Source organism: Streptomyces sp. NPDC091412 (assembly GCF_044756885.1).
GTDB lineage: Bacteria > Actinomycetota > Actinomycetes > Streptomycetales > Streptomycetaceae > Streptomyces.
In genome coordinates, this window is the sequence record NZ_JBIVTV010000004.1 from 214,990 (window position 1) to 237,386 (window position 22,397).

The 22,397-nt window shown below is 73.7% G+C and carries 19 protein-coding genes and 1 tRNA gene; 9 read left to right on the plus strand and 11 right to left on the minus strand.

Annotation, left to right across the window (positions count from 1 at the left end; translation table 11 throughout):
• Positions 1-51: 51 nt before the first annotated feature.
• Positions 52-546 carry a DUF3830 family protein gene (locus ACIQMV_RS12305; protein ID WP_141360628.1) on the plus strand — a complete coding sequence of 165 codons (495 nt, stop codon included), beginning with the start codon at positions 52-54 and terminating at the stop codon, positions 544-546.
• Here ACIQMV_RS12305 and ACIQMV_RS12310 read toward each other — a convergent pair.
• Both ACIQMV_RS12310 and ACIQMV_RS12315 read right to left on the minus strand, forming a co-directional pair.
• Positions 527-1,930 carry an amidase gene (locus tag ACIQMV_RS12310; protein ID WP_402592599.1) on the minus strand — a complete coding sequence of 468 codons (1,404 nt, stop codon included), beginning with the start codon at positions 1,928-1,930 and terminating at the stop codon, positions 527-529. The genes ACIQMV_RS12305 and ACIQMV_RS12310 overlap by 20 nt on opposite strands.
• Positions 1,931-1,948: 18 nt before the next feature.
• On the minus strand, positions 1,949-2,896 hold the full coding sequence (locus ACIQMV_RS12315) for a D-2-hydroxyacid dehydrogenase (protein ID WP_402592600.1): 948 nt from the start codon (positions 2,894-2,896) through the stop codon (positions 1,949-1,951).
• 209 nt (positions 2,897-3,105) lie between these two features.
• Here ACIQMV_RS12315 and ACIQMV_RS12320 point away from each other — a divergent pair, with 209 nt between their 5' ends.
• The 4 genes from ACIQMV_RS12320 to ACIQMV_RS12335 all read left to right on the plus strand — a co-directional run bounded on the left by ACIQMV_RS12320 (position 3,106) and on the right by ACIQMV_RS12335 (position 7,299).
• The gene (locus ACIQMV_RS12320) at positions 3,106-3,924 is read left to right on the plus strand and encodes a decarboxylase (protein WP_402592904.1); all 819 of its coding nucleotides are present in this window, start codon (positions 3,106-3,108) and stop codon (positions 3,922-3,924) included.
• Positions 3,921-4,652, plus strand: a complete 732-nt coding sequence (locus tag ACIQMV_RS12325; RefSeq protein ID WP_141360631.1) for an aspartate/glutamate racemase family protein — start codon at positions 3,921-3,923, stop codon at positions 4,650-4,652. The genes ACIQMV_RS12320 and ACIQMV_RS12325 overlap by 4 nt, the downstream gene beginning before the upstream one ends.
• A 186-nt stretch (positions 4,653-4,838) precedes the next feature.
• Complete coding sequence (locus tag ACIQMV_RS12330; RefSeq protein ID WP_141366611.1) at positions 4,839-5,993, plus strand: glutathione-independent formaldehyde dehydrogenase; 1,155 nt, start codon at positions 4,839-4,841, stop codon at positions 5,991-5,993.
• Positions 5,994-6,189: 196 nt separating this feature from the next.
• Positions 6,190-7,299, plus strand: coding sequence for an LLM class flavin-dependent oxidoreductase (locus tag ACIQMV_RS12335; protein ID WP_402592601.1), 1,110 nt, complete (start codon positions 6,190-6,192; stop codon positions 7,297-7,299).
• Between the two features lie 150 nt (positions 7,300-7,449).
• On the opposite strand, the gene ACIQMV_RS12340 is transcribed toward ACIQMV_RS12335, so the two are convergent.
• Positions 7,450-9,471: an EAL domain-containing protein gene (locus tag ACIQMV_RS12340; protein ID WP_402592602.1), complete on the minus strand. Its 2,022-nt coding sequence runs from the start codon at positions 9,469-9,471 to the stop codon at positions 7,450-7,452.
• Positions 9,472-10,066: 595 nt separating this feature from the next.
• Between ACIQMV_RS12340 and ACIQMV_RS12345 the strand changes: the two genes are divergently transcribed.
• The gene (locus tag ACIQMV_RS12345; RefSeq protein WP_402592603.1) at positions 10,067-11,386 is read left to right on the plus strand and encodes a M6 family metalloprotease domain-containing protein; all 1,320 of its coding nucleotides are present in this window, start codon (positions 10,067-10,069) and stop codon (positions 11,384-11,386) included.
• Between the two features lie 70 nt (positions 11,387-11,456).
• Here ACIQMV_RS12345 and ACIQMV_RS12350 read toward each other — a convergent pair.
• The 7 genes from ACIQMV_RS12350 to ACIQMV_RS12380 all read right to left on the minus strand — a co-directional run bounded on the left by ACIQMV_RS12350 (position 11,457) and on the right by ACIQMV_RS12380 (position 18,143).
• Positions 11,457-11,530: transfer RNA gene (locus ACIQMV_RS12350), tRNA-Lys, on the minus strand.
• Positions 11,521-12,159, minus strand: coding sequence for a bifunctional DNA primase/polymerase (locus tag ACIQMV_RS12355; protein ID WP_402592604.1), 639 nt, complete (start codon positions 12,157-12,159; stop codon positions 11,521-11,523). Before ACIQMV_RS12355 ends, ACIQMV_RS12350 begins: the two co-directional genes overlap by 10 nt.
• Positions 12,160-12,291: 132 nt before the next feature.
• Positions 12,292-12,666 (minus strand): hypothetical protein, encoded by a 375-nt coding sequence (locus tag ACIQMV_RS12360; RefSeq protein ID WP_141360635.1) that lies wholly within the window; start codon positions 12,664-12,666, stop codon positions 12,292-12,294.
• Positions 12,667-13,092: 426 nt separating this feature from the next.
• Positions 13,093-14,469, minus strand: a complete 1,377-nt coding sequence (locus ACIQMV_RS12365) for an AAA domain-containing protein (RefSeq protein WP_402592605.1) — start codon at positions 14,467-14,469, stop codon at positions 13,093-13,095.
• The gene (locus ACIQMV_RS12370) at positions 14,466-16,070 is read right to left on the minus strand and encodes a hypothetical protein (protein WP_402592606.1); all 1,605 of its coding nucleotides are present in this window, start codon (positions 16,068-16,070) and stop codon (positions 14,466-14,468) included. The genes ACIQMV_RS12365 and ACIQMV_RS12370 overlap by 4 nt, the downstream gene beginning before the upstream one ends.
• Positions 16,061-17,233 carry a hypothetical protein gene (locus ACIQMV_RS12375; protein WP_402592607.1) on the minus strand — a complete coding sequence of 391 codons (1,173 nt, stop codon included), beginning with the start codon at positions 17,231-17,233 and terminating at the stop codon, positions 16,061-16,063. The genes ACIQMV_RS12370 and ACIQMV_RS12375 overlap by 10 nt, the downstream gene beginning before the upstream one ends.
• Positions 17,145-18,143 carry a phosphatase PAP2 family protein gene (locus ACIQMV_RS12380; RefSeq protein WP_402592608.1) on the minus strand — a complete coding sequence of 333 codons (999 nt, stop codon included), beginning with the start codon at positions 18,141-18,143 and terminating at the stop codon, positions 17,145-17,147. The genes ACIQMV_RS12375 and ACIQMV_RS12380 overlap by 89 nt, the downstream gene beginning before the upstream one ends.
• A gap of 200 nt (positions 18,144-18,343) precedes the next feature.
• On the opposite strand from ACIQMV_RS12380, the gene ACIQMV_RS12385 reads away from it, so the two are divergent.
• Positions 18,344-18,937 (plus strand): histidine phosphatase family protein, encoded by a 594-nt coding sequence (locus ACIQMV_RS12385; RefSeq protein WP_141360638.1) that lies wholly within the window; start codon positions 18,344-18,346, stop codon positions 18,935-18,937.
• Positions 18,938-19,258: 321 nt separating this feature from the next.
• Here the strand turns inward: ACIQMV_RS12385 and ACIQMV_RS12390 are convergent, their stop codons facing one another.
• Positions 19,259-20,692 carry a hypothetical protein gene (locus ACIQMV_RS12390; protein ID WP_402592609.1) on the minus strand — a complete coding sequence of 478 codons (1,434 nt, stop codon included), beginning with the start codon at positions 20,690-20,692 and terminating at the stop codon, positions 19,259-19,261.
• Between the two features lie 340 nt (positions 20,693-21,032).
• Between ACIQMV_RS12390 and ACIQMV_RS12395 the strand changes: the two genes are divergently transcribed.
• Positions 21,033-21,413: a hypothetical protein gene (locus tag ACIQMV_RS12395; RefSeq protein ID WP_172632958.1), complete on the plus strand. Its 381-nt coding sequence runs from the start codon at positions 21,033-21,035 to the stop codon at positions 21,411-21,413.
• A gap of 85 nt (positions 21,414-21,498) precedes the next feature.
• Positions 21,499-22,368 carry a spermidine synthase gene (locus ACIQMV_RS12400; protein ID WP_402592610.1) on the plus strand — a complete coding sequence of 290 codons (870 nt, stop codon included), beginning with the start codon at positions 21,499-21,501 and terminating at the stop codon, positions 22,366-22,368.
• Positions 22,369-22,397: the final 29 nt, after the last annotated feature.

Below are 22,397 nucleotides of genomic sequence, written 5' to 3' on the forward strand. Positions count from 1 at the left end.
AACTCCAGCGCCTTCGGGCAGACGGCCCCTCAGAGGCCGCGAGGAGGCGCCATGGCGGAACGCCACGTCGAAGTCGCGCTGGAGAAGCGCGGAGTCCGCTGCACGGCACGGCTGCTGGACGACCGGGCACCGCGCACCTGCGCCGCGGTCTGGGACGCGCTCCCGCTGAGCGGGGACGTCTACCACGCGAAGTACGCGCGCAACGAGATCTACGCGCTCTTCGCGCCGTTCGCCCGGGCGGAGCCACCGCTGGAGAATCCGACGGTCACTCCGATCCCGGGCGATCTGTGCTACTTCTCGTTCGCCGGCACCGAACTGGGCACGCAGGCCTACGGCTACGACCGCGTACCCGCCGCCGGGCCGACGGTCGTGGACCTCGCCCTGTTCTACGAGCGCAACAACCTCCTGCTCAACGGTGACGTCGGCTGGGTGCCCGGCATCGTCTGGGGCCGGGTCACCGAGGGCCTGGACGCCATGGCCCAGGCCTGCAACGACCTGTGGCGCTCCGGCGCGGCGGGGGAGACCCTCAGCTTCCGGCGGGCGTGAGCCGGGTCGCCACCCCCGCGTCGTACAGGGCGTGGGCCGCCCGCAGCACCAGGTCGTCGCGGTGCCGCGCGGCCACGATCTGGAGGCCGACCGGCAGACCGTCCTCGTCCCTGCCCACGGGCACGGACGCCGCCGGCTGCTGGGTCATGTTGAACGGGTACGTGAACGGAGTCCACCCGGTCCAGCGCCGGTGCCCCGAACCCTTCGGCACCTCCGCGCCCGCCTCGAACGCCGTGATCGGCAGGGTCGGCGTGACCAGCAGGTCGTAGCTCCGGTGGAAGTGGCCCATGACACGGCCGAGTTCCATGCGGACGTCCACGGCGGCCAGGTAGTCCAGCGCCGACAGCCGGGCGCCGGCCGCGCAGATCTCCCGCAGCCCCGGGTCGAGCAACTCCCGCCGGTGGGGCCCCAGACGCTGGACGACACGGGCGGCGCCGCTGAACCACAGGGTGTGGAAGGCCTCCACCGGGTCGGCGAAGTCGGGGTCGCTCTCGGTGACGTACGCGCCGAGGTCCGCCAGCTCCGCCACCGCACGGCGCACCGCCCTGGCGACCGCCGGGCGCACCGGCACCTGGCCGCCCAGGGACGGCGAGTAGGCGACCCGCAGCCCCCGTACCCCGCCGGCCAGTGCCTCCGTGAACGATCCCGGGGGCGGGCCGAGCGCCGACCAGTCCCGCGCGTCGGGCACACCGATCACGTCGAGCAGCAGCGCCGCGTCCGCCGCGTCCCGGGTCATCGGACCCACGTGCGACAGCGTGCCGAAGGCGCTGGGCGGATACAGCGGGACCCGGCCGTACGTCGGCTTCAGGCCGAAGATCCCGCACATCGCGGCCGGGATGCGCACACTGCCGCCGCCGTCCGTGCCCAGCGACAGGGGGCCCGCGCCGAGCGCCACGGCCGCCGCGCTGCCGCCGCTGGACCCGCCGGCGGTGCGGGCCGGGTCGAGGGGGTTGCGGGTGACGCCGGTCAGCGGGGAGTCCGTGACGCCCTTCCAGCCGAACTCGGGGGTCGTGGTCTTGCCGAGGAAGACCGCGCCGTGCTCGCGCAGCCGGGCCACCGAGGGGGCGTCCTCGTCCCAACGGCCCTCCTCCGCCACGGTCCTGGAACCGCGCAGGGTCGGGTGGCCGCGCAGCAGCAGGATGTCCTTGACGGTGACCGGCACCCCGTCCAGCAGCCCCGACGGCCTTCCGCGCCGCCACCGGTCCTCCGACTCCCGGGCCCGCGCCAGGGCGTCCTCGGCGGTGATCCGGACGAACGCGTTCACCTCCGGCTGGATCCGCTCGGCCCGTTCCAGGGCCGCCCGGGTGGCCTCCACGGGGCTGAACTCGCCCTTGCGGTAACCGTCGAGCAGTTCTCCCGCGGTCAGCTCGGTGAGCTCGGTCATCGCGCCTCCAGACAGGGGTCAGTGTCCCGGTACGTATCCGCGCCGTTTGTCGACGACGTTCGGCAGCGGCTCGCCCGCCTCCCAGCGGCCGTACAGATCGACGAACTGGGCCGCCAGTTCGTCCCGCCAGCCGACCGTGTCACCGCTCATGTGCGGGGACACGACCAGGCCCGGCACCCGCCACAACGGGCTGTCGGGGGTGAGGGGTTCGTCCTGGAAGACATCCAGGGCGGCGCCCGCGATCCAGCGGTCCGTGAGCGCCCGGACGAGCGCCACCTCGTCGACGAGCTGCCCCCGGCCGACGTTGACGAAGCGCGCCGAGGGCTGCATGAGGCCGAACCGGCGGGCGTCGAACATGCCGCGGGTCTCCTCGGTCAGCGGGGCCGCCGCGATCACCCAGTCGGCGCGGGCGACGAGCCGGTCCAGGTCCTCCGGGCCGTGCACTCCGGCGCGCGCGGTGCGGCCGACGACCGCCGCCCGCACGCCCAGCGCGCCGAGCGTGCGGGCGATCGCCCGGCCGATCGGCCCGGAGCCCACGACACACGCGCGCGTACCGGCCACCCGCTGCGACTCGCGGTGCCGCCACCGCCCCTCGCGCTGGAAGTCCAGGGTCCGCGGCAGGTCCTTGGCCAGGGCGAGGACGAGCGCGGCGACGTACTCGGCGATCGGTTCGTCGAACACGCCCCGCGCATTGGTCACCACCGTGCCGGACGCCGCGATCTCGGGACACATCAGATGGTCCACGCCCGCGCTCGCCGTGTGCACCCAGCGGGGCCGCGGCCCCTCGCCCGGCCAGACCTCCCGCACCGCGGTGGAGGTGAAGTCCCACACGAGCAGCACGTCCGCCTCGGGAAGCCGTGCGGCCAGCCCGGCCGCGTCCGTGCGCACGATCCGGGCGCGGCCGGTGAGCCGGCCCAGACGCGGCGGCGGATCGGCGTCCAGGACGAGCAGGACGGGGACACTCATGGCGAGCCGTTTCTCGTAAGGGGCGGCCGTCTGACGTGCACGGATTGACCACGCTCGCACCCGAACCTACCTTCGTCAACACGGGCGCCCGTACGGACGGTTGCTCTCTGCTGCCCCACCGTGTCGTTCACCTGCCGTCAGTGCCGCCCTCCCGTCTCCCTCACGTGAGGCAGGTGTCTGCCATGGACGCCACGCACGACATGAACGGCATGGGGATCTCCTTCCTCGGCGGCCCGTGCCCGCAGCGCGGAGTCGGGGTCGTCGCCCCCTTCGACTTCGCGCTGGACCGCGAGCTGTGGCGGTGGGTGCCGGACGAGGTCTCGCTGCACCTGACCCGGACGCCGTTCGTGCCGGTGGAGGTGAGCCTGGACCTGGCGCGGCTGGTCAGCGAGCACCAGACGCTCGACGCCGCGGTGCGCACCCTGACCGCCGTCGCGCCCGAGGTCGTCGCCTACGCCTGCGCCTCGGGCAGCTTCGTCGGCGGGATCGCCGGCGAGCGCGCGATGTGCGCGGCGATGACACAGGCGGGCGCGGTGGCCGCGGTGACCACGTCCGGGGCACTGCTGGAGGCGCTCGCGGAGCTCGGCACCCGGCGGGTGGCACTGGTGACCCCGTACACGGTGTCCTTGACGCGATCACTCCAGGACTACCTGGCCGAGGCCGGCGTCACCGTCACCGGGTGCGCGTACATGGGGCTGACCCGGCACATCTGGAAGGTGCCGTACCGCGGGGTGGTCGACATGGCCCGCCGGGCCGCGCGCCGCAACCGCCCGCAGGCGCTGTTCCTGTCCTGTACGAACCTGCCGACCTACGACGTGATCCCGCAGCTGGAGGCCGAACTGCGCATACCGGTGATCTCGGCCAACCAGGTCACGATGTGGGCTGCGCTGCGCCGGCTGGGTACCCGAGCGGTGGGGCCCTACCAGGCGCTGCCGGCCGGTGTGCCTCCCGCGCCGCCCAGGCCGCGGCACGGTGACGGCGGCGCCTGGCCCGTACTGTCCGACGAACAGCAGGAAGGCAGGCCATGACCGCACTCGGATTCCTCTACCCGGGCCACTCCGCAGAGGACGACTATCCGCGCATCGAGCAGCTCCTGGGCAGCGACATCCGGGTGGACCTGGTCCACACCGACATCGGCGAGGACGCGCACCGGGCGGACGCGCTCTACGAGATGGGCTCGCCCGAGCGGCTCGCACAGGGCGTGGAGGGGCTGCGGCTGGCAGGCGTCGAGGCGGTGGTGTGGGCGTGCACCAGCGGCAGCTTCGTACGCGGCTGGCAGGGCGCGCACGAGCAGGTCCGCGCGCTGGCCCGGACGGCGGGCATGCCGGCCTCCTCCACCTCCTTCGCCTTCGTGCACGCGGCGGCCGAGATCGGCGCCCACCGGGTCGCGGTCGCCGCGACCTACCCGAAGGACGTCACCGGCCTGTTCACGGACTTCCTGCGCGCCGGGAAGGTGGAGGTGGCCGCCGCCCGCAGCGCCGGGATCATCACCGCGGCCGAGGTGGGCACCTGGGGCGAGGCGGAGATCCTGGCCCTGGCGCGGGAGGCGGACGTCCCCGAGGCGGACGCGGTCCTGCTGCCCGACACCGCCCTGCACACGGCGTCCCACCTGCCCGCCCTGGAGAGGCACCTCGGCAAGCCCGTCCTCACGGCGAACCAGGTGACCGTCTGGGAGGCGCTGCGGCTCACCGACCGCCGGGTCAACGCGCCCGCTCTGGGCGCGCTGTTCACGCGCGAGCCGATCGTCCAGATGTGACACCGGCGCGGTTGCGGTCCCCGTTGCGCGGGCGGAGGCTGGAAGTGTCCGGCGGTGCAGCGAGAACGCCCGGGGCCCGGGACGACCGACGCCCCCGCCTTCCTGTGTCATCCCCCTGGTTGGTGTCCCCCGGCAACGGCCCGTGGTCGCCGCCGTCGTCCAGCGTTCGACGCGGAGGTGACCCAGGTGAAAGCCGTCGTCTACGAAAAGCCCTTCAACGTCACGGTGAGGGACGTCGACGATCCCCGGATCCAGCACCCGAACGACGTGATCGTACGGGTCACGTCCACCGCGATCTGCGGTTCCGACCTGCACATGTACGAGGGCCGCACGGCCGCCAAGGCGGGAATCGTCTTCGGCCACGAGAACCTCGGCGTCGTCGAGGAGATCGGCGACGGCGTGACGTCGCTGTCCCAGGGCGACCGGGTCGTGATGCCGTTCAACGTGGCCTGCGGGTTCTGCAAGAACTGTCTCGCCGGGAAGACCGGGTTCTGTCTGACGGTGAACCCCGGCTTCGCGGGGGGCGCCTACGGATACGTGGCGATGGGCCCCTACACCGGTGGTCAGGCCGAGCGGCTGAGGGTGCCGTTCGCCGACTTCAACTGTCTGAAGCTGCCGCCGGGCGACGAGTTCGAGACCGACTTCGTGCTGCTCGCCGACATCTTCCCGACCGGCTACCACGGCTGCGAGCTCGCCAAGGTGTCGCCCGGTGAGTCCGTCGCCGTCTTCGGCGCCGGACCGGTGGGCCTGATGGCCGCCTACTCGGCGCTGCTGCGCGGCGCGTCGAAGGTGTTCACGGTCGACCGGGTGCCCGAGCGGCTCGCCAAGGCGGAGGAGATCGGGGCCATCCCCATCGACTTCACCAAGGGCGACCCGGCCGAACAGATCATGGAGATGACCAACGGCGAGGGCACCGACAAGGGTGTGGACGCCGTCGGCTACCAGGCCCAGTCGCACAAGGACGTCAGCCACGAGGAGCCCGCCGTCGTCCTCAACACGCTCGTCGAGACGGTACGGCCCACCGGCCTGCTCGGCATACCGGGGCTGTACGTGCCCTCCGACCCGGGCGGACCCGACGAGCACGCCAAGCACGGCCAGCTGCTGGTCTCCATCGGCAAGATGTTCGAGAAGGGCCAGCAGATGGGCACGGGCCAGTGCAACGTGAAGCAGTACAACCGGCAGCTGCGCGATCTGATCATCGCCGGGCGCGCCAAGCCCAGCTTCGTGGTCTCCCACGAGCTGCCGCTGGACCAGGCGCCCCAGGCGTACGAGAAGTTCGACAAGCGGATCGAGGGCTACACGAAGGTGGTCCTGCACCCGGGTCACGCGCTCGCGGCGTGAACGCGGGCTGAGACGAGCCGCCGCGGCCGGGGCCTTCCGCCCCGGGCCCCGTCCCCTCCCCCGGGGGCCGGGGCGGAGTCCCGCGGCGGCTCCTCTCGTGCAAGCGGGACGGGCGGGGGCGGGAAAGGAACAAACGGCAGCGGTGCCCTGTTGACGCCGGTCAGGAAAGTGAACGGTCAACCAGCAGGAGGCACCCGTGGCGGGAGACGAGATCAGGGGCACGGCACTCGGGACCGCCCCGGTACCCCTGTCCGTACTGGACCTGGTGACCGTGGGCGCGGGGCACACCGCCACCGAGGCGCTGCGCACCAGCGCCGCCCTGACGAGGACCGCGGAGTCCCGCGGCTACCACCGCTACTGGGTCGCCGAGCACCACTCGATGCCGGGCGTCGCGTCCTCCTCCCCGGCCGTGATCCTCGCCCACCTCGCCGCCCACACCGACCGGATCCGCCTCGGCTCCGGCGGCGTCATGCTGCCCAACCACGCCCCGCTGGTCATCGCGGAGCAGTTCGGCACCCTGGAGGCCCTGGCACCCGGCCGTGTCGACCTGGGTCTCGGCCGCGCCCCCGGCACGGACGGCGCCACCGCCGCCGCCCTGCGCCGCACCGACCACCTCGACCGGGGCGCCGACGACTTCCCGCAGCAGCTCGCCGAGCTGATCCGCTTCCTCGACGACGACTTCCCCGACGGCCACCCCTACCGCCGCGTCCACGCCGTGCCCGGCCCGGTCCAGGCGACCTCCCCGGGTGGCGTGCAGTCCCCGCACCGCCCGCCGGTCTGGCTGCTCGGCTCCTCCGGCTTCAGCGCCCGCCTGGCCGGCACGCTCGGCCTGCCGTTCGCCTTCGCCCACCACTTCTCCGCGCAGAACACCGTCCCGGCCCTCGACCTCTACCGCGATTCGTTCCGCCCGAGCGCGGTGCTGGACGCCCCGTACGCCCTCATCGGCGTCGCGGCCCTCGCCACCGAGGAGGAGCGCGAGGCGCGCCGCCAGGTGCTGGCCGCCGCCCTGAACATGGTCCGGCTGCGCACCGGCCGCCCCGGCCTCGTGCCCACCCCGGAGGAGGCGGAGGCGTACGAATTCAGCTCGATGGAGCGGGAGTTCGTCGACTCCTGGAACGCCAACGTGGTCCACGGCACCCCCGACGAGGTCCGCTCCGGCCTCGACGACCTGCAAAAGCGCACCGGCGCCGACGAGTTGATGATCACGAGCAACGCCCACAGCGGCGCCGTACGCCTGCGCAGCTACGAACTCATCGCGGACGCCTACGGACTGCCGGCGGACGTCCGGTCGCTGTCCGGCGACTGAACGGGCCCGGTACCGGCCGGTCGAACGGGCTTGGTTCCGGCTTCGGGCGTGGTCGCTCGAACGGGCTTGGTTCCGGCTTCGGGCGTGGTCGCTCGAACGGGCTTGGTTCCGGCTTCGGGCGCGGTCGGTCGAACGGGCTCGGTTCCGGCTTCAGACGCGGCCGTCCAGCAGCTCGGAGATGCGGTCGGGCGACACCGGCCGGGAGTACAGCCACCCCTGTCCGGTGTCGCAGCCGATCCGGCGCAGCCTGCTCGCCTGGTCCGTCGTCTCCACGCACTCGGCGGTGACGGTCAGCCCCAGCCGGTGGGCGAGCTGGATCATCGCCTCCACGATGACCTCGTCCGCGGGGCTCGGCCGGCTCGCCGCGCCCTCCGGCTCCTCGTGCTGGAACCCCCGTACGAAGGAGCCGTCCAGCTTCAGCGCCGACACCGGCAGGCGGCTCAGGTAGGCGAGGTTGGAGTATCCGGTGCCGAAGTCGTCGATGGCGATGTGCACGCCCATGTCGTTCAGGGACCGCAGGGCCTCGAGCGGCCGCCCGGCCGAGCCCATCACGGCCGACTCGGTCAGCTCCAGCTGGAGCAGGTGCGGCGCCAGCCCGGTCCGGGCGAGCACCTCGGCCACGTCCGCGACCAGGTCGGAGTCCCACACCTGCCGGACGGCCACGTTGACGCTGACGAAGATCGGCGGCTCGTCCGGGTGGTCCAGCTGCCAGCGGCGGGCCTGGTGGCAGGCGGTGGCCAGGATCCAGCGGCCCAGCGGCACGATCGAGCCGTCCTCCTCCGCCAGCGCGATGAACCGATTCGGCGTCAGCGTGCCGAACTCAGGGTGCCGCCAGCGGACGAGGGCCTCGACCCCGCGCAGCCGCCCGTCCTCCATGCCGACCAGCGGCTGGTACTCCAGGGCGAACTCGCCGCGTTCGACGGCCGCGCGCAGCGTGGAGACCAGGGCCTGACGGGTCATGCGGTGCGCGTTGCGCTCGGGGTCGAACAGTGTCCAGCGGGCCTTGCCGTCGGCCTTCGCCCAGTACAGCGTCGTGTCGGCGGCCTGCATCAGCGCGGTGGCCGACGATCCGGCCGCGTGCCGCTCGACCACGCCGATGGACGCCGACACCGACAACAGTCGGCCGGCGACCTCGAAGGGTTCCTGGAGGGCCGAGAGCACCGACTCGGCCAGCTCCGCGAGCTGCTCGGTGCCGGTCGAGTCCTCGACGAGCAGCGCGAACTCGTCGCCGCCCAGCCTGGCCACCAGCGGTGTGCTCGTCCGACCATGGCCGGCCTCGTCGGCGCACCGGGTCAGCCGTTCGGCCACCGCGGCGAGCAGCCGGTCGCCGACGCGGTGGCCGAGGGTGTCGTTGACCGCCTTGAAGCCGTCGAGGTCCAGGTAGCACAGGCCGACCCGGCCGCTTCCGCCACGCTCGTACGACTCCGTCTCCAGCGCGGCCGACAGGCGCTCGAAGAACAGGGTGCGGTTGGGCAGCCGGGTCACCGGGTCGTGGTTCTTCAAGTGCCGCAGCCGGGCCTGGAGTTCGCGCCGGGCGCTGATGTCGGCCACGGACAGCAGCACGCCCGGGGAGCCGGGGGTCAGGGGCGCGACCGTGACCTGGACCCACAGCCGGTGGCCGTCGGGGTGCTTGAGCCGGCGGGCGCAGCGCAGCCGGGCCTGCCGGCCGCGCAGCACCTCGCCGTAGGCGTGCCGGGTGCGGGCGTCGGAGGCCAGGTCCACCAGATCGGCGGCGGGCTGACCGGCCAGCTCGTCGGGGCCGGCGCCGAGGAGCGCGCCGAAGGTCTCGTTGGCGCTGACGACCAGGCCCTCGTGGTCGACGACGGCCATCGCCAGCGGCGCCGCGGAGAACGCGGACCGGAAGGGGCGCTCGGCGCCGGTGTCCGGGCCGGGGGCCGGGGCGGTGTTCAGGGCGGGGTTCGGGGCGGTGTTCGGAGCGGCGTTCAGGAAGGCGTCCGGGGTGGGGTCCGGGGCCGGTTCCAGGACGGGTTGAGGGGCCGGTTCCAGGGCGGATTCGGATGCCGGTTCCGGGATGGGTTCCGGGGCTGATTCCCGGGCGGGTACCGGGGTGGTGCAGGCCGGTGGTGGTGCGGACCCGAGCAGGTCCATGACGGCGGGCACGGATTCGGCCAGGACGGTGAATCGGGGGGCGGCGGGGGCCGGTTCCGCCATCGGAGTGAGGCCGTGGACGGGGAGGAACCCGGCGGGACCGGCGCCGGAGGGTGCGGGCGCGGTGGGGGCGACGGCCCGCTCGGCGGCGGCGGCCGTGGCCGGATCGGTACCCGGAGGCCTCGCGACATCACTCTCTGTGACAATAGGTCGGATGAGATCTGCCGCGGGCGTCGGCCCTTCGGACGTTCCGCTCACCGCTCGCTCCCGCAGTGCACTCGGTTCTTCTTATCGGTCTCGTCGGGTGGCCGACCGGGTGGTGGACGGCGGCCCGGCCCGTGTCCGCGCAGGAAGGTGCAGGGAAAGTGTGTCGATCATAGATGCCGTCGGCGAACCCCTTCCAGCCGCTCGCCGGTCCCGCGCGGCGACCGGCCGTTCGTCCGGATCGTTTCCGATCACGCCTGGACGGGTTCTTTATATGGCTGACCGCTTGTGACGTTCCGTGAGCGGTCCGGGGGCGTCGTATCCCTGGAACCGCGTCGGACCGTCCTGTCGTGAACTCGCTTCCCTCACCCTTCCGGTGCAGACAAACAGGGCGTACCCCTACAAACTCCCACAGGCTGGGTGCGGTGTCCCGCGAACCGCCCCGGAGGTCCCTGTGCCGTGTCAGCTGCCCCTGAAGGCGCTCGGCCACGACGTCCTCAGAGCGCTGAACCAGGTCGGGGTGCGCCCCAGGCTGCGCAGCACCGCGGCCGTGTTCACCACCATGTCGGCGGTCGCCGCCACCTCGATCCTGGGCGGGCCCTCGGTCGCCGAGCCGTTCTCCACCGCGCTCTGCGCCCTGCAACGCACGGACGCCCACCACTCGGAGGGTCTGGACACCTGGAACCCCTCCTACGTACGGCCGACCGGGACGCTGAACGCCGTCCTGGTGTTCCTGTCCTTCCCGGACTCCACCCCGCGCACCACCCCGGCCGAACTCACCGCCGACCACTTCCCGGCCACCAGCCGGTACTTCGAGCAGGCGTCGTACGGCAGGTTCACCCTGCGCCCCCACCCGCTGCGGCGCTGGACCCGGATGCCGCGCCCGTCCACGGCGTACGCCATGCACCGGGACTGGAACGCCCGGGACCGCACCGTGTATCTGCACGACGCGCTCGCCGCGGCCGACCCCGTGGTCGACTTCTCGCGCTACGACGTCGTCTACTTCGTCGCCGACCCGGACGCGCCCGGCGTCGACTCGGACGCGACGAAGGTCGTCAATCTGGACACCCCGCTGCGAGCCGACGGCAAGGAGATCCGGCGGGTGGTGACGGTCTTCGAACGGCACCCGCCGGACCGGCTGGTGCTCGCCCACGAGTCCGGGCACGTCTTCGACCTGCCCGACCTGTACCACCGGCCCGCGGACGGCAAGGGCGACTGGGACACCTACGTCGGGGACTGGGACCTGATGGGCAGCCAGTTCGGCCTCTCGCCCGACCTGTTCGCCTGGCACAAGTGGAAGCTCGGGTGGCTGGACCCCCGTCAGGTGACCTGTGTGCGAGGGGGACCGACCCGGCTGACCCTGGAACCGGTGGAGGTGGGCCCGGCGGGTGCGGGTTCGTCGGTGACGGCCACCGCCGGGTCGCCGCTGTTCGGGCTCGGCAGCGGAACGAAGCTGGTGGTGGTGCGCACCGGGAGCGACAGCGTGCTGGCCATCGAGGCGCGGGCGTCGGTCGGCAACGACGTGACCGGGTGCCGGCAGGGGGTGCTGGTGTACCGGGTGCGCGGCGGGGCGGACTCCGGTGGCGGCCCGGTCGAGGTGATCGACGCCCATCCGCACACCGATGCCTGCGAGGGGACCTCGGTCCAGCCCGCGCTGGCCGACGCCCCGATCGACGTGGGGGAGAGCTTCACCGTGCCGGGCGACGGGGTCCGGGTGGAGGTGGAGAACCGTACGGCGTCCGGCGCGTACACCGTCAAGATCACCACGGTGTGACGCCGGCCGGTACACACAGCGATGGCGAGACCGGTTCGCTCTCCGCGACCCTGTCTCGCCATCGTCATCGTGCGCCGCCAGGGACTCGAACCCCGGACCCGCTGATTAAGAGTCAGCTGCTCTAACCAACTGAGCTAGCGGCGCCTGCTGACGTCGTAGACCTTAGCATCCTGGTCGCTGGGAGGAAAAATCGATATCCGCACCGCCGCGCGGGCCGCCCGCACGGCCGCCCAGAGCATGATCTCCGGGCCCGGCAGCCAGGGGTGGCGGGTGTCCGGAGCGACGAGCCAGCGGGAGGCCGGCCGTGCGGGCGGGGTGTCGTCGGACAGGGCCGGAAGGGTCACCGCGTCGCCCTTGCCGTGGCACAGCAGGGGCGGGATGCCCTCCTTGCGGCCGGCCTCCCGGCCCCGGGACCCCCACTCCTCCCACTCCAGCAGCGAGGGCAGCCGGTGCGCGGTGCCCGGCGCGCCGAACAGCAGCATCCGTCCCCGGTGGACGGCCACCGGGCCCGACCCCGGACCTTCGTCCCACAGCCGGTCCAGCATCCGGCGGCCGAAGATCGCGGGCACGTTCACCATGTCGAAGACGGTGCCGCAGGGCAGTACGAGCGGTGCGTCCGGCCGCTCCCGCCAGAGGGCGAGCGTGCTGCGGGGGTACGCGCCCGCCGAGGCCAGCCAGGCGGCGCCGTCCGCGGTGACGCCCGAGGCGTCGGAGCGGCGGCCTGTCCACTGGTCGAGGTGGTCGACGAAGGGTTCGTTGCCTGTGCGGCTCATGGCGGATATATCTACCCGCTGTGAACGGGCGATTCCACAGGGTTGCGGGAAACCGGGACGCGGAAGGGCGGGTCGGGGTATCTTACGCGCTCGGCATATGCCAGAGCCGGGGGAAGCGCGAGGCGCGGGGGGTCAGACGGGGTCGGCCGGGTTGGCGTGCACGCCGTCCTCGGCTCCGCTCAGCAGGTCCCGCCCGAACTCCACCATCTTCTTGGCATAGTCCTCGGTCCAGTCCGCCCGCTCGGCGATGGCCGCCGGGGTCAGCCGGTCGAAGCGCCGCGGATCGGAGAGCTGCGCCGCCGCGATCGCCTGGAACTCCACCGCCCGGTCGGCCGCCGCGCGGAACGCGAGCGTCAGCTCCGTCGCCCGCGCGAGCAGCGCCCGCGGATCGTCGATCGACTCCAGGTCGAAGAAGTGCTCGGGGTCGGCGGCCGCCTCGGCCGGCTCGAAGAGCAGGGGCGCGGGGCGTAGCCGCGGATCGTCACGACGCGGCGTTGGCTCCGCCATGTCTCGACCTCCTCGTACGGTTCGGATGACACCGCCCTGTGAAAGGGCCACCCTCCATTGTCTCCCGGGAACGCAAGGGGGCGGGGGCAGCCCGCCCCGACCCACCCGTCAACTCCTCTGCCCCGCCGGGCCACCGGCGACCGTGACCGGCGCTCCGGGCACGCCGGGCCACTCGGTGTTCTCGCAGGTGGGCGAGTACCGCGTGGTTGGCCTTCCAGCCGTCCGGGCTGTGTTCGTCTGCCGCGTTCGGCGGTGTGCCGGACTCCGTCCGGGGGGAGGCCGTGTGGTGGTCACGGTCGCCGGGCCACTCGGTGTTCTCGCTGGTGGGCGAGTACCGCGTGGTTGGCTTTCCAGCCGTCCGGGCTGTGTTCGTCTGCCGCGTTCGGCGGTGTGCCGGACTCCGTCCGGGGGGAGGCCGTGTGGTGGTCACGGTCGCCAGGCCACTCGGTGTTCTCGCAGGTGGGCGAGTACCGCGTGGTTCGCCTCCCACCCGTCCGGGAACTTCACCGTCACGCCCAGTTGGACCGGTTCCGTCGACGGGTGGTCGTCCAGGAGGTCGGTGACCCCCGCGCGGCAGACCACGACGCAGGCGTGCCGGTGGCGGGAGGCGAGGACGCACAGGCGGCCGGTCTCCAGGTGGAACGCGGTGGCGTCGGGGCGTCCGGAGAGCGGGTGCAGCACGACCGTGACGTCGAACTCACGGCCCTGGAGGCGGTTCGCCGTGTCCACGGTGACATCCGTCACGCCCAGTTCCGCCAGCGTCGCGCGCACGGCGGCCGCCTGGTCGCGGTGCGCCGTGCCGACGGCGATCCGGTCGGCGGTCAGCGGCGCCGGGTCCGGCGACCGCTCCGAGACGGCCGCCCCGCCCCGCTCCAGCAGCCGCCGTACGACCGCCGCCACCGCCCGCACCGCCTCCGGGTCGGTGCGCGGAGTGTGCCGCGCGGGCAGCTCCAGCAGGCCCCAGCCGGACTCGGCGGCCTCGTCGAGCACCCGGTCGGGACCCGAGTCGTCCGAGGGGACCGCGAACGTCAGCCGCCGGTCCCCGGCCGACGTGCCGCTGCGGAACGGCGTGTACGGGTAGAACGCGTCGGAGACCAGGGGCGCCGCCGACGCCGGAAGCCGCCAGGACACCGGCAACCGGTGCTGGGGCAGCTGCGGATTGTGGGCCAGCAGCGTCGTCACCGCGGACGCCGACGGGTCGTAGGACAGGCCCGCCCACTGCTCGCTGCCGACGATCGCGAACGGGTCCAGCTGACCCGGATCACCCACGAACAACGCCCGCTCGAACAGCCCGGCGACCGCGAGCAGGGCGTCCGAGCGCATCTGGTACGCCTCGTCGACGATCGCGTGCCGCCACGGCTCGTCGACCTTCACATGCGCCCACTTCGCGGCGGTCGACAGGACCACGTCGAGTCCGGCGAGGTCGGCCGCCTTCGCCGACTTCCGTACGTTCGGCAGGCCGTCGAGCGCCTTGTCGTACGGGTCGGCGTCACTGCTGTGCAGCCGGCCCACGGGCAGTTCGGGATTCTTCTCCGCCAGCCGCAGCACCAGGTCGTCGACCTGGGCGTTGGTCTGCGCGACCACCATCAGCGGCCGTCCGGCGGCGGCCAGCTCCAGCGCCGCGCGCACGACCAGCGTCGACTTCCCCGCGCCGGGCGGGGAGTCGACGACGACCCCGCGGTCCGAGCCGTGCAGGGTGTCGCGGAGGATCGCGTCGGTCGCGCGGGCGGCCGCCGCCCCGGGGTCGAAGGGCGCCCGGAGGCCGCCGGGGCCGATCGCGGGGTCCTGGGCGGGGGCGGTCACAGATGATCCTCCTCGGTCACGGGGTCCGGGGCCTCCGGCGTGCTCTCCTCGCCCGGCGGGCCGCCGTGCGTCCATGGGGTCTGCTCCGGGTCGGGCAGCTTCGCGCCGCCGCGCTGCTCGTGCTCGAAGAGCGTGAAGCACACGCGGTCGCCCTTCTCCGGCACGGAACCGGGCGCGGGTTCCTTGCCGCGGCCCATCCTGTCCAGGATCCGCAGGACGACGAGCGTTCCCTCGGCGGTGTCCTCCTCGCAGGCGACGAACTCGGCCGACTGCGGCTTGCCGTCCAGCGAGCGGTACGCCCTGGCCCGCTCGCCCAGGTGCGGCCGGTCGTCGGTGCGCACGGTGACCAGCGGCCGCGGACTGGGCCGCTTGCCCTCGCTGCAGGCCGGGACGACGTCCGTGACCTCGCCCGCGAACGCCTCTCCGGCCAGCCGCCGCCCCGCCATGACCAGCGGGTCGTCCAGCGCCTCCTGTGCCTCCAGACGGGCCTGCTCCCGTTCACGCGTGGCCAGCTTGTTCGCCGCGGTGACCGCGTCGTCGCGGCGCGGCTGCGGCGGCTCGCCGGCCCGCACCCGGTCGCGGTGGCCGGTGAACGACCAGCGGTCGCGCGTCCAGCGCTCCTCGACGTGCCCGCCCTCGGGCAGCGCCCGCAGCAGGTCCAGGCCGCGCCAGACGTTGTCCCAGGTGGGGACGGCGCACTTCTCGACCAGGTCGCGGATCCCCTGCTCGGCCGCGGTGACGGCGCCCAGCCGCTCGTCCGCCTCCAGGCCGTCCTCGGCGGCGGCGAGGGCGGTACGCGCGCGGTCGTAGCGCTCGATAGCGGGCGCCAGCAGCCTGTTGTCGAAGGCCGGGTCGGTGGCGGGGCCCGCGGGCGGGCACTCCAACTGGCCGTCGGCGGTGTGCGCCAGCTCGGCCCGCAGCGCGGCTCCGGCGCCCGACGCGCCGTCCGGCGGGTCGATCCACGCCAGCAGCGCCCCCAGGTGCTGGTCCTCCAGGCCGGACTGGCCGGTCGTCCAGTGCTGGGCCAGCAGGTCGGTCATCGCCGGCAGCAGCGAGGAACCGGGCACCCGGGCCCGCTCCCCGAAGTGGGTCAGCCACCGACCGAGCAACGGCACGCGCGGCGGCGCCGGATGCGGCGTCTCCGGGTCCTGCTCGGCGGTGCGGCGGAAACGCATGGAGCGTCCGAGCAGCCGTACGAAGTCGATGCCCGCGCGGCTCGGCACGATCAGCTGGGGCGCGTCCGCGCACAGCTCCACCTCGACCTTGACCCGCTTGCCGCTGTTCGGATCGGTCTCGCTGCGCTCGGCGGCCTCGACGGCGTCGGCACAGGAGTCGATGTACGGCAGGACCACGTCGGCCAGTTCGGCGAGGAACGCGAACCGCAGGTCGCGGTCGCGCGGCTGCGGGACGGCCAGCAGCCGCGGCGCGTCACGGTCCGTGCCGACCAGTGCCCCGAGCGGGGCGCCCGCCTCACCGGCGGTGGTGAGCGGCACGAACACCAGCGGCCGCGCGGACAGATGCCGGTGCCGGACAGTCGCGGCGGGCTGGGCCCGACCGGTCCGCACCGCCTCCATACGGCCCAGGGTGGCGATCAGCGACACGCCGCCTCCCGCCCGGCCTGCTCCAGGGCCTCGGCCCGCAGCGCGGCGGCCCGGCGCAGCGCGGCCACCGCCGGGTCGTCCGGATCGCCCGCCTCGCCGTGGGCGGCCGCCAGCACGTCCTCGACCGTCGACAGCCCGCCCAGGTCGGCGCGGGCCGAGCGGCCCAGCGCGGTCACCGCGCCCTGCGCACGGGACCGGGCGCGGCAGTGGAAGGCCAGCTCGCACGTGGCCAGGCACTCGGGCGCATACGTCGCCGGGACCGCCTCCACCGCTGCCGTCAGCTCCTCCGAGGGCAGCTCGGGGGAGAAGCACACGCCCTCGGGCAGGGCGTCGGCGATGTCCTCGACACGGGTCAGCCGGGTCAACTGGCGGGCGGTCACCGCGCGCTGCTTGCGGACGTCGACGGCGGACGCGGTGGGCAGGTTGGAGAAGTCCTTGGGGCACACCAGGAGCACCCGCTGCCGTACGCGCGGGACGGGGTCGAGGCGCGCGGCGACGTCCTCCAGCGCCAGCACGTAGACCGCCGACTGCCGGGCGGCCGCGCCCACCTTCGCCGGGTCGGCGGAGCCGTCCAGCATCGGGAAGGACTTGATCTCCACCACCGTCCAGCTGCCGTCCGGGTGCACCACCACCGCGTCCGGCTCCAGGTAGGCGGGTGAGCCCGCCACCTCCAGGGCGAGCATCGGATGGTCGAGCAGCGTCCAGGCGCCCGCCCGCGTGGCCTCGCGCAGCGCCAGCGCCGTACGCGCCGTACGCCCCTCGGGGCCGACGGCGCTCAGGTCGGGCACCCGGCTCTCCCTCGGCGGTTCCGCGCCCGGGTCCAGCCTGGTGTGCGCCAGCCTCAGCAGCTCGGCGCCGCCGTCCGCCTTGACGCGTGCCTCGAACGCGTTGCCCCGCATGAAGGCGAACTGCGACTGCCCGAACACGGCGGGCGCGCCCAGCGCTTCCGCGAGCGCCGCCTTGTCCACGCCCGCGCCGTCCAGGATCGCGCGACGGCCGCAGCCGGGGTTCGCGGCCAGCGCGGCCAGGGCCCGGGCGTCGAGGGCGCGGGCCGGTACGCCGGGCCCGCGCAGCTCAGCGAGCCTTCCCCAGGCTCTCGACTTCGCTCGGGCGGGGGAGACCCCAGGCTGGAGCGCCGTCTCCCGCGTCCTCGGGGACGGCACCCGGTTCGGCTCCGGGCCCGAACCGTGTTTCGCGCTGCCGTGGAATTCGCTCACCCGCCGAAGTCTGGCATCCGCCACTGACAATCGGGGAGCCCGCGGCACCGGAGTCCCCTGTGACGGCCGTGGCGGGGGGCGTCAGCAGTGCCTTGGCGCGGTCCGCGCCTCGCATCACGAACGGCGCGAGCAGCATCCCGACGCCCATCACGGCCACGCCCGCGACCGCGTCCAGGAGGTAGTGGTTGGCGGTGCCCATCACGACCAGCGCGGTCACCAACGGATAGGCGACGCCCGCGACCTTCGCCGTGCGCGTGCCGCCGTGGCGCCACAGCATCACTCCGCACCACAGGGCCCAGCCCACGTGCAGGCTCGGCATGGCCGCGTACTGGTTGGTCATACCGCCCAGGCCGCGCGGCGCGCTGGCCTCGCCGCCCCACCAGCCGTACGAGCTGTACTGGGCCATCGTGTCCACGAACCCGTGGTCCGGGGAGAGCAGGCGGGGCGGGCAGGTGGGCAGCAGGGTGAAACCGATCAGTCCTATGAACGTGGACGTCATCAGCCAGGTGCGGGCCGCCCGGTAGTGCGTGGTGCGCGCCCTGAACAGCCACACCAGGATCACGGGGGTCACCAGGTAGTGCAGCGACGCGTACCAGAAGTCGGCGGGGACGCCCAGCCACGGCTCACGGGTGAACAGGCGGTTGAGGGGGTGCTCCGCGTTGAGGTGCAGCAGCTTCTCGACGCGCAGGATCGCCAGGCCGTGGTCGACGGCCGTGGAGACGTCGCCGCGGGCCAGCAGCCGGCCCGCCGAGTAGCAGCCGTACACCAGCAGGATCAGCGGCAGTTCGGTCCACCAGCGCAGCCGGGTGCGCGGGGCCGTCTCGGTGCGCCGTGCCGGTGCCTCGGTCTGCGGCATCCGATGCCCTCCCCCTTCGTCGCTGCGCTGCCCGGCGGTGCCCGGACGGTCGTGCCACTTTACGGTGCCCGACCCGACCACCTCGGGGTGCCCCCGGCCCTGATAGACGCACAGACCGCCCCCCGGGTTGCCCCCGGACGGCGTGCGCGATGATGGAGGGATTCCGTCCGAAGATCTGAGTTTTTTCCGGAAGGTTCTCCATGGCACCGCGCATCCTGTTGGCCCGGCACGGACAGACCGAGTGGTCGCTGTCCGGCAGGCACACCGGCAGGACCGACGTTCCCCTCCTGGAGGAGGGCCGGCGCGGCGCCAAGCTGCTCGGGGAACGGCTCCAGCGGGCGCCGTTCGACGGCCTGCCCGGGGTCGAGGTCCGCACCAGCCCGCTGGCACGCGCGCGTGAGACGTGCGAGCTCGCCGGGTTCGGCGACCGCGCGATGTGCTGGGACACGCTGATGGAGTGGGACTACGGCGCGTACGAGGGCCTGACGCCGCAGGAGATCCAGGCCGAGCGGCCCGGCTGGCTGATCTGGCGCGACGGCGTCCCGCGCGGGGAGACGCTCGCCGAGGTGACCTCCCGTGCCGACGAGGTGGTGGCCTGGGCGCGCGGCGAGGACCGTGACGTGCTGGTCTTCGCACACGGGCACATCCTGCGCTCGATCGGCGCGCGGTGGCTCGGCCTGCCACTCGACTTCGCGGCGCGCATCCGCCTCAACCCCACGTCGCTCTCGGTACTGGGCTGGGCCTACGGAGAGCCGGCCATCGAAAACTGGAACGACGTGGGCCACCTCTCGTGACCGTCGGCCCCGCTGCCGCTGCCGCTGCCGCTGGTGAGGCAGGGGGGCCGGGGGCCTCCGCCCGAAGAGCCGTGGGAGGGACCACGCGGCCCGGGTGGTCCCACTCGCCTCCGCGACGCGACGTCGGTCGCTCGGCTTGCCCGCGCGCGGGGTCTTGGCCGCGAAGGGCCGGGGGAGGCACGCCACGGTGCGACTGGGCCCATGCGGCCCCACGGGCGCGGCCTCGGGCGTCTGACTGACCCGGGCGCGGGGCTCTCACCCGAAGACCGTGGGAGGGAGCGCGCGACGTGACAGGGCGCGCCCGGCCGGCCCGTTGCCGCGTCACACCGGTCGAGGGGCGCTCGCATGCCTCTCCAGGAAATCGGACACCCCGCTCGCCCGGCGGTGCGGCAGCAGGACCCGTGCCGTTCCCGCCAGCATCGTCTGGATGCGGGACGACTGGACCTGGTCCAGCAGGTCCAGGACCCGCATTCCGGCGGCGGCCGCCTCGTCCGGCCGCCCCCCGCGCGCGAGGTCGTCGGACAGCTCGGCCGTGTAGAGCGCGATGTTCCGCATGAAGTGGGGATCCTGGAGCCGCGCGGCACGCCGCGCGTGCCGGGCCGCCCGCGGCCAGTCGCCCAGCGTGGACCAGCACTGCGCCTCGAGCCCCGCCAGCTCGGCCTCGCCGTAGAAGCTCATCCACTCGGGGTCGGCGTCCGAGGCGCCCCGCTCGTACAGTGCCTGCGCCCGGGCGAGCGCCCGCTCGCAGCCGGTGCGGTCGGCGAGCCCGGCCCAGCCGCCCGCCTCGCGCAGCGCGAGCAGCGACATCAGCCGCGCCGAGCCCAGCCCGCGTCCGACGCGCTGCGCGGCCTGCGCGGCCCGCACCGCCTCGCGGGGCCGTCCCGCGTCCCGCGCGAGGAACGCCGTGTTGCAGAAGGCGTGTGCCTCCAGGGCCGGGTCCCCGGTCATGCGCGCGGTGGCCAGTGCCTCGGCGTAGTGCGAGCGCGCGTCGTCGAAACGCCCGGAGTCGTGGGCCAGCCAGCCCACCGAGATGGCCAGTTCACCGGCGCCCGAGTGCAGCCGGTCGGCGGTGGTCTGCCGGGTCGCGCCGACGTCGAGCAGCGCGTAAGCGGCGCGCAGCGGAGCGGCCGCGCGGCGGTAGAGACCGTCCGCTCCGTGCCGGTCGTCGAGCAACCGGATCCGGCGGACGGCCTCTTCGACGGCCCCGGCGTCGCTCGCGCCGGCCCGGTGCGCGGGGCGATCCGCGGCCGAGGCGTTGAAGGCAGGTCCCAGGGGGCCCAGCGAGGCGGCGGCCACCGTGGCGCCCCCGCGGGTCATGAATGCGCGACGCAGCACGTCGCTCTCCTCGTGGTTCTCGTGGTCTTCGTGCGGGTGGTACGGGTCGTGCAGCTCGTGCGGATCCGGCGAATCGGTGGAGTGGTACGGGTCGTACGCCTCCCGTTCCTCGTGCGGCGCGCGGGAGGCGCGCCCCCGAACGGCCGACCGGGGTGCGAACCCCAGGTCGGTCAGCGTGCGGCCGGGGAACATGTGCAAGAACACACGTTCATAGGCGTAGTTGGGGCATCGGATCTCACCCGCCTCCACCCGGCCGATGTAGCGCGCGTCACAGCTGACCCGCTCACCGATCTCGTGGGCGGCCCTCCGTACCGCCGCGGCGAACTCGGCCGGCGAGCGCTGTCCGCGCAGCTGCCGGAAGGCGAGATTCGGTCGTGGCGGGCGGGGGGACTGAGACGAGGTCACCGTCGACGACGTCATGGCCGGGCCCTCTCGTGCGAACCGTCGAACCATGCCGGACACAGGGGGAAGTCGGCCGAGTCGTCCGGTCGGCGGGTCACCCGTCGCCCGAGTCGTCCCGGTCGCATGGATGACGCCCTGTTTCCGGCGAGCAAGAAAGTACCTGCTGTGTCCGTCCGGACACGCTGTGTTTGGCTACAAACCGGATATCTCATCCGTGATCTGCCATGAAGTGCCACCCTTCACGGCGGACTTCGCCCGTAGCCGTTGACGCCCTGCCGCGTTGAACCCCGTGGACCGGGAGCCGCCAGGCTCCCGACCCGCTCGTTCACGAGGAGGGATTTTCGTGATGGAGGCCGGGATGGAAACCCCGCGGAGTGTCGATTCCTGTACGCAGGCCACGTGCGACGTGGTCACGGTGCCGGCCCGGCAGGGGCTGGAGGCGGTGGACATCCTGCGCCGCGGGCCGGGGGACGCGGTGGGGCCCGTACTGCACGACGACGGAGGCGGCACGCTCGGCTTCGTGGTGCCGGCGGGCACGGCCGCGGCTTGGGACGTGCCCGGGAGCACCTGCACCGGGACCGACGGACGGGGCCTGCGGCTGGCCCCGGAGCCGCCGGTGGAGGGCTCGGACTGGCTGGTCCCGCCCGACGAGGCCGACCTCGCGACGGACCCCGCGGTGCTGCGGCGGGCCCTGGGGGAGGCGGCCCGGATGATCGAGGCCGCGGACAGTTGCTGCTGACCCCGGCGCCCCGCCCACCGGAACGCTCGCCCACGGCTCCCGTCACCTGTGGGTGGCACACCGCACCGCTTGCGACAATGGGCGGATGGGAAGGTCCAGGAGCGCCCGTCGCGGGCGAGGAGCCGTCGAAGCCGTCACCGAACAGGTCGACGGCGGGCTCGCGCAGCTCATATCCGACCGGGAGCGGGCACGGGGCTGGACCCTGCTGATCGACGGCGCCCCGCAGTCCTACGTCGACCTCGACGACCCGGCGTACCTCTCCTTCGAGTACCAGCGGCGGCTCGGGCACGTGATCGACCTCGCCGCGCCCGCCGGCCGGCCCGTCCACGCCGTGCACCTCGGCGGCGGGGCGTTCACCCTCGCCCGGTACGTCGCCGCCACCCGGCCCCGCTCCACCCAGCAGGTGGTCGAACGCGACGCGGCCCTCGTCCAACTGGTGCGCCGCGAGCTGCCGTTGGATTCCGGAGCCCGTCTTCGGGTGCGGTCGGTGGACGCCCGCGAGGGCCTCGCCAAAGTGCCGGACGGCTGGGCCGACCTGGTCATCGCGGACGTGTTCAGCGGCGCCCGCACACCCGCCCACCTCACCTCGACGGAGTTCCTCGACGGGGTGCGCAGGGCACTGAGGCCGGGCGGTGTCTACGCCGCGAACCTCGCCGACGGCCCGCCGCTGACCCATCTGCGCGGCCAGATCGCCACCACCGCCGCCCGGTTCACCGAACTCGCGCTGGTCGCCGACCCGACCGTGCTGCGCGGCCGGCGTTTCGGCAACGCCGTGCTGGTGGCCTCCGACCTGCCGCTGCCGGTCGCCGAACTGACCCGCAGGGCCGCCACCGACCCGCACCCGGGCCGCGTCGAACACGGCCGCGCCCTCACCGACTTCACCGGTGGGGCGGTACCGGTCACCGACGCCGCGGCGGTCGCCTCACCGGCCCCGCCGCCGTCCGCCTTCCGCTGAACCGGCCGGATCGGCGGAACTGGGCGTAC